This window comes from Stieleria sedimenti, assembly GCF_025060895.1.
In the GTDB taxonomy this organism is placed as follows: Bacteria; Planctomycetota; Planctomycetia; order Pirellulales; family Pirellulaceae; genus Stieleria; species Stieleria sedimenti.
Genome location: NZ_JANZKV010000056.1, coordinates 20,462 through 35,303, shown reverse-complemented (window position 1 = coordinate 35,303; position 14,842 = coordinate 20,462). Strand labels below are relative to the sequence as shown.

The 14,842-nt window shown below is 58.2% G+C and carries 10 protein-coding genes; 6 read left to right on the top strand and 4 right to left on the bottom strand.

What is annotated here, in order from left to right:
* Positions 1-308 precede the first annotated feature (308 nt).
* The gene (locus NZK35_RS08825) at positions 309-3,089 is read left to right on the top strand and encodes an SHD1 domain-containing protein (protein ID WP_259632166.1); all 2,781 of its coding nucleotides are present in this window, start codon (positions 309-311) and stop codon (positions 3,087-3,089) included.
* A 358-nt stretch (positions 3,090-3,447) separates the two neighbouring features.
* On the opposite strand, the gene NZK35_RS08820 is transcribed toward NZK35_RS08825, so the two are convergent.
* Entirely contained in the window at positions 3,448-4,527 is a 1,080-nt protein-coding gene (locus NZK35_RS08820; RefSeq protein WP_259632165.1) for a sensor histidine kinase, read from the bottom strand.
* Between the two features lie 230 nt (positions 4,528-4,757).
* Here NZK35_RS08820 and NZK35_RS08815 point away from each other — a divergent pair, with 230 nt between their 5' ends.
* The 4 genes from NZK35_RS08815 (at position 4,758) to NZK35_RS08800 (ending at position 8,727) form a co-directional block, all read left to right on the top strand.
* Positions 4,758-5,156, top strand: a complete 399-nt coding sequence (locus NZK35_RS08815; protein WP_259632164.1) for a BON domain-containing protein — start codon at positions 4,758-4,760, stop codon at positions 5,154-5,156.
* 208 nt (positions 5,157-5,364) lie between these two features.
* On the top strand, positions 5,365-6,822 hold the full coding sequence (locus NZK35_RS08810) for an ATP-binding protein (RefSeq protein WP_259632163.1): 1,458 nt from the start codon (positions 5,365-5,367) through the stop codon (positions 6,820-6,822).
* Between the two features lie 26 nt (positions 6,823-6,848).
* Positions 6,849-8,000 (top strand): two-component system sensor histidine kinase NtrB, encoded by a 1,152-nt coding sequence (locus tag NZK35_RS08805; protein ID WP_259632162.1) that lies wholly within the window; start codon positions 6,849-6,851, stop codon positions 7,998-8,000.
* The gene (locus NZK35_RS08800; protein WP_259632161.1) at positions 7,993-8,727 is read left to right on the top strand and encodes a response regulator; all 735 of its coding nucleotides are present in this window, start codon (positions 7,993-7,995) and stop codon (positions 8,725-8,727) included. Before NZK35_RS08805 ends, NZK35_RS08800 begins: the two co-directional genes overlap by 8 nt.
* Here NZK35_RS08800 and NZK35_RS08795 read toward each other — a convergent pair.
* The 3 genes from NZK35_RS08795 to NZK35_RS08785 all read right to left on the bottom strand — a co-directional run bounded on the left by NZK35_RS08795 (position 8,693) and on the right by NZK35_RS08785 (position 11,117).
* Positions 8,693-9,352 (bottom strand): hypothetical protein, encoded by a 660-nt coding sequence (locus NZK35_RS08795; protein WP_259632160.1) that lies wholly within the window; start codon positions 9,350-9,352, stop codon positions 8,693-8,695. The two genes, NZK35_RS08800 and NZK35_RS08795, sit on opposite strands and share 35 nt — an antisense overlap.
* Positions 9,353-9,434: 82 nt before the next feature.
* Positions 9,435-10,358: a hypothetical protein gene (locus tag NZK35_RS08790; protein WP_259632159.1), complete on the bottom strand. Its 924-nt coding sequence runs from the start codon at positions 10,356-10,358 to the stop codon at positions 9,435-9,437.
* Between the two features lie 528 nt (positions 10,359-10,886).
* Complete coding sequence (locus tag NZK35_RS08785) at positions 10,887-11,117, bottom strand: hypothetical protein (RefSeq protein ID WP_259632168.1); 231 nt, start codon at positions 11,115-11,117, stop codon at positions 10,887-10,889.
* On the opposite strand from NZK35_RS08785, the gene NZK35_RS08780 reads away from it, so the two are divergent.
* Entirely contained in the window at positions 11,097-14,672 is a 3,576-nt protein-coding gene (locus NZK35_RS08780) for a DUF4347 domain-containing protein (protein WP_259632167.1), read from the top strand. The two genes, NZK35_RS08785 and NZK35_RS08780, sit on opposite strands and share 21 nt — an antisense overlap.
* Positions 14,673-14,842: the final 170 nt, after the last annotated feature.

Below are 14,842 nucleotides of genomic sequence, written 5' to 3'. Positions count from 1 at the left end.
TAAGGCCTCGGGCAACGTCGGAATGCCCGGCCGCTTACGCGTCGCGGCTCACAAAAACGACAGCCCGCTCGCGCCGTTCCGCTAACACCTTTACAGCGAAAGTAGATGGCATTGGGCGGGAGCCTCCGTGACACTGTATTCCCAGACACTGTGTTCCCAGGCAGGAGCCCAGGAACACACGAGAATTGCAGCCGACCAAGCGGCATCGGGGAACCATTCGCGTGATTTCGCTATCTTAGTGCCATCACCCCAGGTGGTTCGCAGCGAACGATTCCCCCTTTTCTTTCCTGACCGCACTGCTTCATCCGATGAGACCGCTCTGTTCCAGGGTTTCCCTGCACGCATCCTTCTGTTTCCTGCTGCTTTGCTTGCCCTGTGGCACACTGCACGCCCAACGCCCCACCGATGCGATCGCACCGGTCCGCGTCGGTGATCAGGTCGAAGTCCAGTGGTTTCGGACCTGGTACCCCGGAACCGTGCAGTCCTATTCCGCTGGCACCGTCACGGTCGAATACGATCGCGGCGGACAAATAACCAGTGGCGAGTTCACGTTGGAGGACACGCGTTTTCCCAACGGAGAAGGGGCGTGGATGGTCTGGAAAGACAGTTCCGGCAAGTTCGGCGTCGAAGCACGCTACGTCTCGCGCACCGAAACGGAAGTCAAGATCCGCAAGGCCGACGGTTCGGAAATGACGATTCCGATCGACAAGCTCTCTTCCGACTTGCGGAAACAAGTACTGAAGGTTCCGGTCACCGGCAACGAAAACATGATCGACGGTGCCAACCCGGTTCGCGTCGGCGATCGCATCGAAATCCAGTACTTTTCGAAGTGGTATCCCGGGATCGTCAAACGCGTTCTTCCCGGACAAGTGGAAGTGGCATACGACTACGGTTCGTTCGAAAAGGAAGGCACCTTTCCCCTGGCGGAAATCCGGTTTCCAAACGGTGAGGGTCGTTGGCGACTTTGGACCGATGCATCGGAGAAATTCAAGGTCGTCGCACGCTACATTTCACGCACCCAAGACAAGGTCACGATCCGCAAGGAAGACGGTTCGGACGTCACGATTCCCATCGCACTTCTGTCACCAAGCTTACGCAGCTTGTTGGCCAAGACGCCGATCACGGGCGAAGAAAACAAACTCGATGGCGCAAACCCGGTGCGTGTGGGGGATCAGATTCAAGTCAAGTATTGGTTCCAATGGTACGACGCCGTGGTCACCCGGGTGCTTCCCGGCGAAGTCGAGGCACAGTTCAAACGCCACAATCGCGATCTGACCGAACGGATCAAGTTGACCGACATACGTTTTCCCAATGGGGAAGGCCGCTGGCGCGAATGGTCCGATGCGTCCGGCAGCTTCACCGTGATCGCCAGATTCATCAGCCGCGACGAAACCCATGTCACGATTCGAAAGGAGGATGGCACGGACGCACGCGTCGAAATCGCCAAGTTGAATCCGACGCTGCGTCGGCTGCTTGCCGAGACGCCGATCATCACGCCGCGACCGAGAAACTTTGACTTTCAATCGCCGCGTCAGGAGTTTGAAGTTTCCGCTCAGACTCCGGATTTGGAGCAACTGGTGATCTCCGCCTCCGCGACGACTCAGCCCGTGTTCGGGACCGGTGGAACCGGATTCCCAATCTCGAAAAGCGATTCCGTTTCGGCGGCCATTCCCGTCGGCGGCGAAGCTCAGTGGGTTGCCGTGGGCGCGTTCTCCAAGAATAGCAGTCGCAGCGGCGGCGAAACGCGGTTGTACTGGGCCAGCCCGAAAACGAAAGCGGTGGTCGAAGGCCCCGTGTTTCTCGATGACGAGCGGATCGTTGACTATTCGGCGCAGCAATCGCGGCTGTTGAGTGTTCAGGTCGGCGGATACTGGAGCCAGCCGATTCGATTCTGTACTTATCGCGTCGGCGTCGGCGAAACCACGGCGCGGGCGGAAGCCAGTTGGGAGATCCCGGAGTCGAAAGGCTCGTTCGGACGTCGCTCACAGTACATGGCCAAACTGATCGGCGGCAGTCGTTTATTGCTGGGCAACGACGCCTCGGTTTCCCTTTACGATTTTTCCACGCGAGATATCGTGTACTCGATTTCTGGCGTGTACGAGAATCGCTTTTACCTGCATCCCAGTGGCGAGTTCTTTGCGGTGATGGACAACAGCGGCGGCGTTGGCGTGTTTGAAATCGACAGCGGCCGGCAATTGGCGTATCGCGGCGGCGGGCGAACCTATGGCAGCGGTGTCGGTTTCAGCCAAGACGGCCGACACCTGTTGACGGTCAGCGGCAGCGAAATTTCCATCTGGGATCTGTTCGAAGGCGGCCCAGCCCAAACGCTTCGACAAGGCGGATTGGCGGTCGGGCCGGGAACACCGATCACCCTGTTGTCCGGCGGTTGGATCTCCGCCGGTTCCCAGATCTACAGCACGGGATTGAAGCTGGTCGTCTGGAACTACGTCGGAAAAGGCGTCTCGATTGCGGATCGCCAGATGCTGGGACGACAAATGCTCGTCGCCGCCACCACCAACGTTTCCGGCCAAGCCCACGCCCTGGTCGGAGCCGCGACGGTGCCCCACAAAGACGCAATCGAACTGATGAAAAAAGTCGATCCCGAATCGCTCGTGATGCTCAAACCCGGACTGGGCGTTCGCATCGAAGCGAGTGGCGATTCCCGGATCGCGCAAGGGCTGCGACGTGCCGCTGCAGCGCGCGGCTTTCGCGAAGACCCCAGTTCCGAAGTCATCTTGAGCGGATCGGCGGGCCCGGGAAAACCGGAAAAACGCACCTATCAACTGACGTCGTTCGGACGCATCGGTGGCCGTCAAACCGAAGAACACACCGTCACGCCGTGGATCCAGAAAGCGGAAATTCGTTACCGCGACCAATCTGCCTGGGGAACCCAGCACGGCGGCGTGCCCTACTTTGTGTCCTTCAAAGAAGGCGGCTCACTCGGTGCGGAGTTGCAGAAGTCGTCACAGTCCTCGTATGACATGTTCAATGATTTAAAGTTACCCGAAGAGCTGCTCTACCCACGCTACCAACACGGTCTGGGAACCACTGAAATCACCGTCAACGGTTTCGTCGACAAAGCCAACTAGTGGCGCAAGCATCCAAGTGGCGTACGCTCAACGCCATCTGCTTTCGCTCTAAAGGTGTTAGCGGTACGGCGCGAGCGGGCTGTCGATTTAGTCGGGTTCTGCTGAGTGAATGGTGAGCCGCCGGCCGTCAGGCCTCGGGCNNCGCGAGCCGTCCGGTCGCGCTTCAAAAACACCGTGAAAGACCGGAGGGCTGGCGCCCTTCCGCTAACAAAAACACCCCGCTTGGCGTCACCGTTGCGTAGGGCATGCTGTGCGTGCCGTCGGGTGTCGGACAAGGCCTGACCGACGCAAGCTGGAAGCTTACGCCACGGTCAAAAAGTTACGTTTGGAATCGTTGGGTGAATTCGGATGACGATCATCAGAACGCCGGCACCACGACTTCGATCTGCGCGCCGCCCGCGTCGGGGTTGCGGGCGAAAATCTGGCCGCCATGTGCTTCCACGATTCGACGACTGATCGACAACCCCAGCCCCGTCCCGTGTTGCTTGGTCGTGTAAAACGGTTCGAACGCACGGACCAGAGCTTCGGCGTAAAACGGCTGTCCATCGTTGTGGATGCAGATCCGCACGGCGGGCTGATTTCGGATCGTGGCTCGTTCATGCGTCACGCGGATGTTGACGCGACCCTGTGGCTGGTCAAACGCGTTGTCCAGAACTTGATGAAACACTTCTTGGAACTTGCCGCGGTCGATGCACGCGAGATCATCGTCGTTATCGTCACCCGCGATCTCGAGCCGGTTCGCCCAAGCGTCGCATTTTATTTGCAACTCATCGAATACGCTTCGACAGAGGGGTGCCAAGTGGGTCGCGGTTCGACTCAGCGTGATCGGCGCGGCGAATCGTCTGACCTCGTCGTAGTTCTCCAGCAGATCGGAAAGGGAACGGCGGATCTTCCGAGACAATTCCAGGTGGCGATCACTTTCGCTGAAGTCCAGTTCCAGCAGGTCCAGGCAGGCAACGGCACGCTGCAGCGCATTACGGCTTTCGTGCGCCAGACCACTGATCATCTTGGCGATCGCGTCGTATCGTTCGGATTCCAGCCGTTGGCCATCGAGCTTGTCCGAGTCGGACCTTGAAAAATTTGCCAGAATCAATGGTTCGGATTGTTCTTCGACCGGAACCAGCGTGACGTCGACCACCATCTCCGAACCGTCTTTACAGACGACGCGTTGGGGCCCCCCCTGTTCCATGCCGATCGGTGCCTGTGCCATTGCGTGCGCCGAGTGTGCGTGGTCGTCACGTCGGCCGATCTCCGGCAGCAACCCATCAAGCGTTGATCCGGTGATCTCCGAACATGCGTAGCCGAACCAATGCTGGACATTCTCATTGGCAAACAGAATGGTCCCCTCATGGTCCGCAATCACGACTGCGGAAGGAGAAACTTCCATGACCTGACGTGTAAGCGACGAGTTGGAAAAGAGTTTTGCGAGTGCATTCATGGTTTGAACTGCCACGTGAGAGGACTCGTGAACACACCCCCACACCGCACGCAGAGTGCCGAACCGGATCAAAACTCAAATTTTCTTTTCTCAAAAATCGGTGGAATTGAGTCGGTTTTGTCAAGTGGGCATGACTTTCGCAGGTTATGGATTTTGACTGATGTAACCAAAGGTATTTCCCGTGGGCACGTCCCTGGCCACCGGACGATGTGCCAAAGGAGTCGATTGCGATGTCAACCGTGCGTACCTCCCATTTGGACTCCGATGCGGAATCGAGTGAAGTCCGCCAAACGGAACAGACTGGCCACGCTGCGGGCGGCTGCGACGGCAGCAGGAACTCGCCCGATCGCAGCGACGTGCGCAGCGGCGGGGCCAGCGGGGCCAGCGGGGATCGCTCGCCGCAACCGACCGATTCCTCCAGCCCATGCGACAAGGATGCCTTTTTTCGCGACATCCTCGCCCAATCCGGATCGGGGGAGCTGCGGCAAGTCGAGGTGAACGTGCAGGACGGTCAGATCATTCTGCGCGGTCGCGTTTCAAGCTTCTACCAAAAGCAGATGGCGCAGGAATCGCTTTTTCCGGTGGCCATCGGGATGCGGATCTGCAACCAGCTTGAGGTCGATCCCTAGTGGTCAACGCTGTGCGGATCGTTGTACGACGTCCTTTCCAGGTCGTCGGGGAGAGTCCTGCGGACGACGGCCCGGAAGGGCCACCGTCCGTGCGAAAAGCCGTCGCCTTGAGCTGGACGGTCCACCCTAGATAGAACGCCTTCTCTCGGTGTACCATGCAACGGCTGCTTCTCCAGATGACGTCGTTCTTTTTTCGTCGCCGGTGCCCATGAACGAATCGCTCAGCATTCTTATTATCGAAGACGATGCTGATACGCTTACCAACCTCTGCGATATCCTAGAGCTGGACGGACATCAGGTCGTCGGTGCCTGCTCGTTGGCCGAAGCAAAGGCACGGGCTGATCGCGACGCGTTTCAAATCGTGATTTCCGATCGCAAGCTGCCCGACGGATTGATCGAGGATCTGCTGCCGGAATTGATCCAATCGGTCAAGGGATCCGACATCATCGTGATCACCGGGTTTGCCGACATGCAGAGCACCATCACGGCGTTCCGGTTGGGCGTGACCGACTATGTCATCAAGCCGATCATTCCGGACGACTTGCGCAGTACGGTGCGTCGAATCGCGGACAAAAAGCGACTCGAGGCGGAATTGGCCAAAGAGCATGCGTTCGCCGAGTTGGTTCTCGACACGGCCGAAGCGATCGTGCTGGTCTTGGACCTGGAGGGCAAGGTGATCCAGTTGAATCCGTACCTGGAACAACTCACCGGTTGGACTCCGGACGACCTGAAGGGAAAGAATTGGTTCGAAGTCTGCATCACCGAGGACGACCGAGAACGAGTCAAAGAGGTCTTCATTCGCACCGCCCATGACGTGCACACGCGTGGCGTCGTCAACTCCGTCATCGGTAAAGACGGCCGGCATTACCAGGTGCGGTGGTCCAACACGACGCTCAAAAACCAGAACGGCGAAGTGACGTCCGTACTGGCCGTCGGCGTCGACATCAGCGATCTGACGGCGGCACAAACCCGGGCGCTGCAGTCCGAAAGGCTCGCCGCGATCGGGCAGACGATGACCGCATTGGCCCACGAGAGCCGCAACGCCCTGCAACGGATCCAAGCCGCCAGCGAAATGCTGGGGTTGGAGATCGCCGGGAATGAACATGCCCTCCACGACCTGAAGAAAATCCAACGAGCCACCGACGACCTGAAGTGCTTACTGGAGGAGGTTCGGTCGTTTGCCGCCCCCATCCAGATGCGTCCCGCGAAGGTCGGATTGCCCGAGATTTGGCGGCGGGTCTGGGACGATCTCGCCGTCTCCCATTCCCACCGTGACGTCCAACTGATCGAAAATTTCGAGTCGTGCAACGTCAAGGTCGACGTCGACACGTTGCGAATGGAGCAGGTTTTTCGAAACCTGTTTGAAAACGCCCTGGCGGCTTGCCACGACCCGGTCCGCATCGAACTGGTCTGCGATTGCGACAGCGAACAAGTCAAACTCACGGTGCTGGATAATGGACCAGGAATGTCCGGGGAACAATTGGAAAAACTCTTTGAACCCTTCTTCACCACCAAGCAAAGCGGTACCGGGCTCGGATTGTCCATCTGCCAGCGGATCATCGAAGCACATCGCGGCTCCATTACGGCTCGAATGCATCCGGACGGCGCCGCCTTTGAAATCAGACTCCCCCGCCAAAAAACCTGCGACCTCGAAATCTACCCCTAGCCGGGAAAGGCAGCGGAGCAAGCGGAATGCATAATCAAGATCAAGCCGTGCTGTTGGCGATCCTGGAAGCCGCCGTGGACGCCATCATCGTCATCGACAGCAACGGCGTCATCCAGACCGCCAATCCGGCCACGATCAAGCTGTTCGGCTTCGAAAAAAGCGAGATGCTCGGACAGAACGTCAACATGCTGATGCCCAGCCCGTTTCGGGAACAGCACGATGGTTATCTGGCCAACTACCTCAAGACGGGCGAAGCGAAGATCATCGGTATCGGTCGTGAGGTGATCGGAAAACGAAAAAACGGCTCCACGTTTCCGATGCACTTGGCCGTCAGCCGAATGGCTGTCGGCGATCAAATCCTGTTCGCCGGAATCGTTCGTGATATCACCGACATCAAAAATGTGCAGCGACAACTGGCTCTGGCCAACGAAAAACTTGAACAACGCGTGCAGGAACGAACGGCTGAATTACGTGCCGCACAGGCGGATCTGCTGAAATCCGAGCGGATGGCCACACTCGGTCAAGTCTCCGGCGGCATCGCTCACGAAATCCGAAATCCCCTCAATGCCGTCCGGACATCGGTTTACTATCTGAGGAACGTTCAAAACCCTTCGCCGGAAAAGGTGCATGAACACTTGGAGAGGATTGATCGGCAGGTCAGCATGATCGACAATGTGATCACCGCGCTTTCGGATATCGCTCGGATGCCCGAACCGGCCGTGATTGCCTGTGACGTGAAAGAAATGCTCCGCAAAATTGTGTCCTCCGTTTCGATGCCGGCGAACATTCAAATCGAGACGACTCTGCCAGACAGCGGATTTCAAGCTGCCATCGATCCGAATCAGGTTTCCATCGTTTTTCGCAACCTGCTCCGCAACGCCCGCGACGCGATGCCCGATGGGGGGACAATCTCCATCGCCGGACAGGTCGCTGCAGATGAATTGGTCATCCAGGTTTCCGACACCGGCATCGGTATCAAACCCGACGACTTGGCTCGCGTGGTCGAACCGCTTTTTTCCACCAAGGCACGGGGGATGGGACTCGGGTTGGCCATCTCCGTTGCGATCTTGAAGAAGAACCAGGGGCGACTGGAAGTGGAAAGTCAACTCGGCAAAGGAACAACGTTTTCGGTGTACCTGAAACCGTTCACACGGGAGAGACCAAGCCAAGATGAATGAGAGCGGATCAAAGGTCCTGATCGTCGACGACGATGCGGATATTCGGACAAACTTTGCCGACATCCTCAACGACCTCGGCTATCAAACCACGACGGCCGAAGACGGCATCGCGGCGCTGCGGTGCGTCCGCGACAGTCGCTTTGACGTCGTCCTGTTGGACTACCAAATGCCGGGCATGGACGGCGCATCGCTGTACCGTGAAATCAAGAAACTGCAGCCCTCGGTGGCCGCCATCATGATCACCGCCTGGGCCGGCAGCGACGGCGCCCAGCAAGCGAAAAACGCCGGGACCTGGGACGTGCTGCGAAAACCCGTCGACATTCACGACCTGTTGGAAAAACTCGCCCGCGCCGCCAAGGCACCGATCGTGCTGGTCGTCGACGATGACGAAGACTTCTGTCAGTCGCTTTGGGAAGTCTTGAACCAGCGTCATTTCCGCGTCGCGTTGGCACACAGCGAAACCGAAGGGATCACGCAGGCCAGTGACTCGCAATGCCAAGTCGCGATCGTTGACCTGAAACTCGGCAGCGGTGACGGACGCAAGGTCATTCGGCGGATCCATCAGGCGGTCCCGAAGGCACGCACCATCATCGTCAGCGGAGACCGGAAAGTCGCCGCCGACGCCTATGACGAACTCGGTGATCAAGTGGTCAACGCCGTCTGTCAAAAACCCATCGACATCGATCAACTGCTCAACATGATCGAAACCGACAGCGGCCGAAATTAGTGAGAGCCCTCAACGCCACCGTCGATCCCCGACGCCGCCAGCGGAACATCGCCGAGACGACCAGAGAGAGCAGCATCACGATCGACAGGTCCGGTTCCGGGATCGCCGTCGTCCCGATGTTCAATGTCACCGAGTCGGCGTTCGCCCCCGAACCCCATGTCCAAACGAGCTGATCACCATCGGTGACCCCCATCGAACTGAAAGTCTGCAAATCGATCCGACCGGTAAAGGACAGCGGTGCTTCGGACACGTAATTGGTTGGAACAAACAGCATCCCGCCGAGGTTGAGATCGGTTGTGACCATAAACGCATCGCCACTGGATTGCGACATTCCAAAGTTGTTGTCCGCTCCGAAGGGGCCCGGGGCGGTCACGCCGGAATACCCTTTCCCGGATCCTCCAAAACCGACAGTCGAGTTCGATGGAATGAAAGGCCTGCCAAATGCCCCACTGAACTCAAAGTTCAGATCGGTCAGGTTGATCGTGCCGCTGCCGGTCAGGCGGATACTGGAAGTCGCTGGCACTTCGTCCATCTGGATCACCACGGCCGCGTCCGCCGACCGAGTCGCCAAGCACGCGATTGCCGAAAGCAGGAGCAACGAGCAAGTTCGCTTCACAGTGTTCATCTTGATTCTCTTGATCGGGCCGAGCGGAGTGGATCGTTGGGAGTGCTAACGATGATGCAACGGGAGGTATAGTAGCGGTCAATCAGCGACGCCCCGGACGCCGTTGAAGATACAACGCCCCGGTGATCGCCAAGATCAAGCCCGGCAAGGCAGGTTCCGGCACAGCCGACACGGGAGTTCCTTGATACGAGAACGAAATAAAATCGCTCGTCGCCGTCACGGCATTGGAACTGCGGCCCTGAACGACCAAATCCTGGCCGAGCACGGCGTTCTGCCCATCGAACTGAAAGGTCTGCGGCTGTTGGAAACTGAAGTCGTAAAAGAAGGTTGCGTTGGTGAACTGGTCGGTGATCGAAAGGGTTTCGACGTTCCAAAGGTCACCTCCGGTGTGACGCGCAGCGTACGTGATGTCAAACGGATTCGACTCGCGGTCGTTTGCTCCCAGCCCGGCAAACCGCCCCTGGATCTGAAAGGAGTTGTTGACATTTCTCGGCGCTGCACCATCGGCGAGAATGAAATCATTGAAGTCGGGAAAGAACCGAATGTGGCCGCGTTGTTCCGACGGCTGGCTGAAGCCTTCATCCCACGCGACTCCAAACCCTTGCTCGATCACCCCAGAGGAAGCGTCGCGGGAAAAGCCGAAACGCGCAATCTCTTGCGTCGAAAGACTGCCGGACAAATCAAATCGCAACTGAGCTCGGATCTCAATTCGATCTCCCACGCCGAACTTGTGATTCGGAAATGCATCCAGTGCCCCGGTGGTACCGAAGATCGGATCCACCCCTGAAAGCTGGTTCGCCAGTGTTCCCACTCCTGTCGGCGTTACCTGCATGTTGCTGCTGCCCGTCCAATCCGGATGGGCCGTCGGCGATCCGGCAACATAGCCCTCCGATGACCGATAACTGGTCGAAAAGTCGATCGCGACCTCGGCGTAGGATGCTGCTTGAGGCAGCCAAAACGACATCAGCGCCGCCGCGGCAAACCGATTGATCAACGATGAAGGCATCACACAACCCGGTGAAGAAAAAGAAAACCGACCAACACGACCTCCCATCCAACGAACGACCTCCAGCGAGATGGCATCTGCGCAATGGGAGTTGATTCGGCAACCGAGGCGTGGGGGCAGTCTAACACAGAGCGTTATCCGCATGGGCTCCGTTTGCTGCCATCGTCCCCACGACATTTTCTTGTCACCCATTTTCTTGTCGGACTTCTCGGTCCATCCAATCGGCCTTGTTCGCCGAGCCGTGCTCCCAAGCTCAGCAGCCGACGATCACGGTCAGCGAAGCAGAGCGTTCCGAGCATCAGCCAACTCCCTGCCGACTCGCCCGGGCCACTGCCGCAGTGCACCTACGTACATCAAGGCAAGCCGTCAAAATCGTTCTTCTTTTCTAGAATTCAAGAACGCCGCAACTTAAGATCCTTGCATCGACGGAACACAGTGACCTTTCAGCGAGCTCAGAAAGAAATGCCCTTCTTCTTCCGTACCAAAGCAGAAGCAGTCATCCGCACATCAAATCGAGGGCGTTCGCGTTCACGAAATCAGGGACAGTGGAGCGTCTCCGCCCTGGAGCAGCGGGTGATGCTGGCGGCCGATTGCGGCGCGGCGATCGGCGATGTTGGCGGTGAAGCCGCTGTCGCAGAAGTCACCCCGCGAGACGTTAACGCGTCGCACGTCGCTGCATCGCAACAGACGTCCCAGATCGTCTTCATCGACTCCGCCGTCGATCAGATCGATCACTTGGTGGGTGGACTGGCGAAACATCACGAGCTCGTTTTGCTTCAGCCCGATCGCGGTGGCCTGGAACAGATCACCGAGGTTTTGGCAACGCGACACAACATCGACAGCGTGCATCTTCTCGGCCACGGCCAATCCGGTGAGTTGCAGTTGGGGAATCAGCGCGTCGACTCGGAGGTGATCCGGCGATATGAATCCGAGATTCGAAGCTGGAGCCGCGCCTTGACCGCCGATGCCGACATTTTGATCTATGGTTGCGAGACCGGCGCCGGGGCGCGCGGTCTGAATCTCGTTCAACAACTTGCCGAATGGACGGGCGCTGATGTTGCCGCGTCGACAGACAAAACGGGATCTGCATCGGCCGATGCCGACTGGGATCTGGAACGGCACGTGGGCACGATCGAAGCCGGCTTGGCATTCGACTCGGCGACCCGCCAAAGCTACCAAGCGTTCTTGCCGATCACCATCCAGGCCGCTGGCGCACGGGGCGAAGAACAGATGTTGGTCCAGATCGACCAAACCACCGTTGCGACATTCGACAACGTTGGCAGGTCCCTGCAATCGTACACCGTCGACGTGGACGGAATTGATGCCGATCAAGTTCGCGTCGTCTTTACCAATGACCTGTATGACCCCGCCAACGGAATCGATCGCAACCTCCGCGTCGACAAGATCATCATCGATGGCGTGACCTACGAGACCGAAGCTCCCGAAGTGTTCTCAACGGGAACATGGAAGCCGGTCGAAGGCATTGTGCCCGGCTATCGCCTTTCCGAAACGCTTCACTCCAACGGGTATTTTCAGTACGCCGGGTCGACCGTTGATCCCGGCGGCGATCCGAGCCTGTTGGTGATCAACGAGATCCACTACAACCCCGGGCCGGACGGAGCGGTCGATTCCGACGCCGAGTTCTTGGAGCTGTACAACTCCGGCGACCAGGCCGTCGACTTGGGTGGTCTGTCGTTCGTCGGATTTAATTTGACGTTCACCTCCGGGACGACCATCGGACCCGGTGAGTATGCGATCGTGTCGCCTTCGATTGCGATCGCCGAAGCGACGTGGGGCGTGACTCCGATCGCCGAATTCACCTCGGGCGGCCTGTCCGGTGGCGGCGAATTGATCCAGCTGCTGGCTGCCGACGGAGTGACGGTCCTCGATGAAGTCAGCTACTTGGACGAATCACCTTGGTCGCCTCTGCCTGACGGCAACGGCCCGTCATTGGAGTTGCGTGATTGGGCGTTAGACAATTCACTGGCGGAAAACTGGGGCGTCTCCACGGGCGACCCGACGCCGGCTGCGGAAAATTCGATCTTCGGCGAACCCGAGGTGGACCCGATCACGGACATCGCCGTTTCACCCGGCGTCGTCCTGCCCAACCAAGACTTCTCGATCAACGCCACCATCGAAGGTGCGACCGAAGCGACGTTGGTCTACAAGGTCATGTTCGGCGATGAGCAATCGGTGGCGATGACGAACACCGGCGGAAACAATTGGGGAGCAACCCTACCAGGGGCCGACCCGGGAACCTTGATTCGCTACCGCATCGAATCGGACGTCGCCGTCGCGCCCTTCAACGACACGATCAACTATTTTGGAATCGTCGTCTCGCCGACCGACATCAGCGGAAACACGTTGCCGCTGTTTCAATTTTTCGTGAACGAGACCGAGTTCTCGGAGCTCACGACCACCGAACTTGCGTTGACCAACACGACCATCGGGGCAGTCGTCTATTACAACGGTGAAGTGATCGACAATGCCACGGTCCGCGTTCGAGGCGGCGATTATTCACGCGAATTCTTTGCCAAGAAGAGCTTGAAGTTTGAGTTGCCCAAGGGACACACGATCGACATCGGCGCCGAAGGCAGCTATCCGATCGACGAATTCGGCATCAACGCCGACTTCGGAGACTGGTCGGTGGTGACGCCCGATCTCTCATGGGACGTCTTCAACGCCGAAACCGATTCCTTCACCAGCTCCTTCTTTGTCCGCGCGGAAATGAATGGCGATTTCCACGGTGTGTTCCGATTCCAGGAACTGTACGACGGGGCCTGGCGCACGGCAAACGGCATCAGTGACGCGGACGAATTCTTCAAGGCCGAACAAGGCGGCTTCGGCTCCTCCCCGAAATTCGACAAGAAGTCGCCTGACGACGGCGACCTGACTTCACTGGCCCAACTCAACAGTGTGCTGACCGCGCCGGCATCGGCCGCCAAAACCGCGTACCTGTACGACAACGTCGATGTCCCCAACGTCATCAACCACATGGCGATTTCGACGCTCATGCGCCACGATGACCAAAGCAGCCAAAACTTCTACATGCTGTTGGATCAGGAAACGGGCCTGTGGTCGATCGTCGAATGGGACGTCGACCGCACTTGGACCCCTGACGGCCTCGGCCCGTTTACCACGCCCGAACCGATCGAACATGAATTGCTCGATTCCATCTTCGAAATCCCTGAGTTCCAGGACATGTATTGGCGTCGCATGCAAACCCTGGTCGACACCTACCTCAGTGACGACCGACTGGTCACGCGGTTCGACGAATTGGTCGATGGGATCGGCGCCACCAACTCGGCACTTGAATTTGCTAAATGGAACCGCAACGACATCTATGCCAACCCCTACTGGGCCAACAAGTTTGAAGCCGCGATCGAGACTCGTCGAGCAGACTTTGCAAACGAAATTCGGATGCCCGGTTCTGCCAGCGGCAGCAATGACATCGTGATCAACGAATTGCATTACAACCCGCTCGACGGAGACCCCGAGTTCATCGAGCTGTACAACCCATCAGCCACCGAATCCGTTGATTTGTCGGGCTGGACGATCGATGGTGTCGGCTTGCAGATCGCCTACGGCACCGTGATCCTTCCCGGTGAATACGTCGTCTTTACCGATGACTTCTCGAGTTTCCGTTCACTCTATCCCGGTGATCTTTTCGTCGGTGGACAATACTCCGGCGGACTCAGCGGCGGCGGCGAATTGCTCACGCTTTCCGACGCCGCCGGAAATCTGATCGACTCCGTCGAATACGACGATGTCGCGCCGTGGCCGACCGAACCCGACGGCAACGGGTTCACGTTGGCGTTGATCGACCCGGCGCTGGACAACAGCGTGGCGGCCAACTGGTCACCCAGCAATCAAATCAACGGCACGCCGGGGCTGGCCAATGACACGCAGAACGTCTCGACGCTCGTGAAGATCTACGCGGCGGGATCACTCGGCGACGAAATCGTGACGTTGCAGGTCGCCGGTCAACAGGTCGCGATCTTCGACTTGTCGGCATTCGGCGGTCAAGCCAACGATCTTCTCAACCGCAACTTCATCGAGTTGCGTTGGGTCACGGACACAACCGTGGATCCTGCGGACGTTCGGATCAGCTTCATCAATGACCGTTACGATCCGGCCAACGGAATTGATTCCAACGTCGCCATCGATCGCATCGAAATTTCGGGAACGGTGTACGAGACCGAAGCGCCGACGGTTTATTCGACGGGAACGTACGTCAATGGCGTGGGCATTTCACCCGGCTTCCGTCTGAGCGAGATCCTGCACACCAACGGCTACTTCCAATTCAACGCCTGACGGAAGTAAAACGGGACGGGGGTTGAATCGCACAGATGCAAGCGACGGACGATTGACGTGACCACAGGACCGCGTCCGAGCCCAAGCGAGGTAAGCCGGGAACGGGCTAGCTCGGTCACCCCTCAACCGACTGATTGTCTGTTCGGCCAAAGCCGTTTGCGAATCACCGA

Bases quoted from the DNA above. Each gene is read 5' to 3' on its own strand.
- NZK35_RS08810 (WP_259632163.1), top strand. From the start codon at position 5,365: ATGAACGAATCGCTCAGCATTCTTATTATCGAAGACGATGCTGATACG.
- NZK35_RS08790 (WP_259632159.1), bottom strand. From the start codon at position 10,358: ATGCCTTCATCGTTGATCAATCGGTTTGCCGCGGCGGCGCTGATGTCG.
- NZK35_RS08795 (WP_259632160.1), bottom strand. From the start codon at position 9,352: ATGAACACTGTGAAGCGAACTTGCTCGTTGCTCCTGCTTTCGGCAATC.
- NZK35_RS08785 (WP_259632168.1), bottom strand. From the start codon at position 11,117: ATGTTTCGCCAGTCCACCCACCAAGTGATCGATCTGATCGACGGCGGA.
- NZK35_RS08815 (WP_259632164.1), top strand. From the start codon at position 4,758: ATGTCAACCGTGCGTACCTCCCATTTGGACTCCGATGCGGAATCGAGT.
- NZK35_RS08800 (WP_259632161.1), top strand. From the start codon at position 7,993: ATGAATGAGAGCGGATCAAAGGTCCTGATCGTCGACGACGATGCGGAT.
- NZK35_RS08820 (WP_259632165.1), bottom strand. From the start codon at position 4,527: ATGAATGCACTCGCAAAACTCTTTTCCAACTCGTCGCTTACACGTCAG.
- NZK35_RS08805 (WP_259632162.1), top strand. From the start codon at position 6,849: ATGCATAATCAAGATCAAGCCGTGCTGTTGGCGATCCTGGAAGCCGCC.
- NZK35_RS08825 (WP_259632166.1), top strand. From the start codon at position 309: ATGAGACCGCTCTGTTCCAGGGTTTCCCTGCACGCATCCTTCTGTTTC.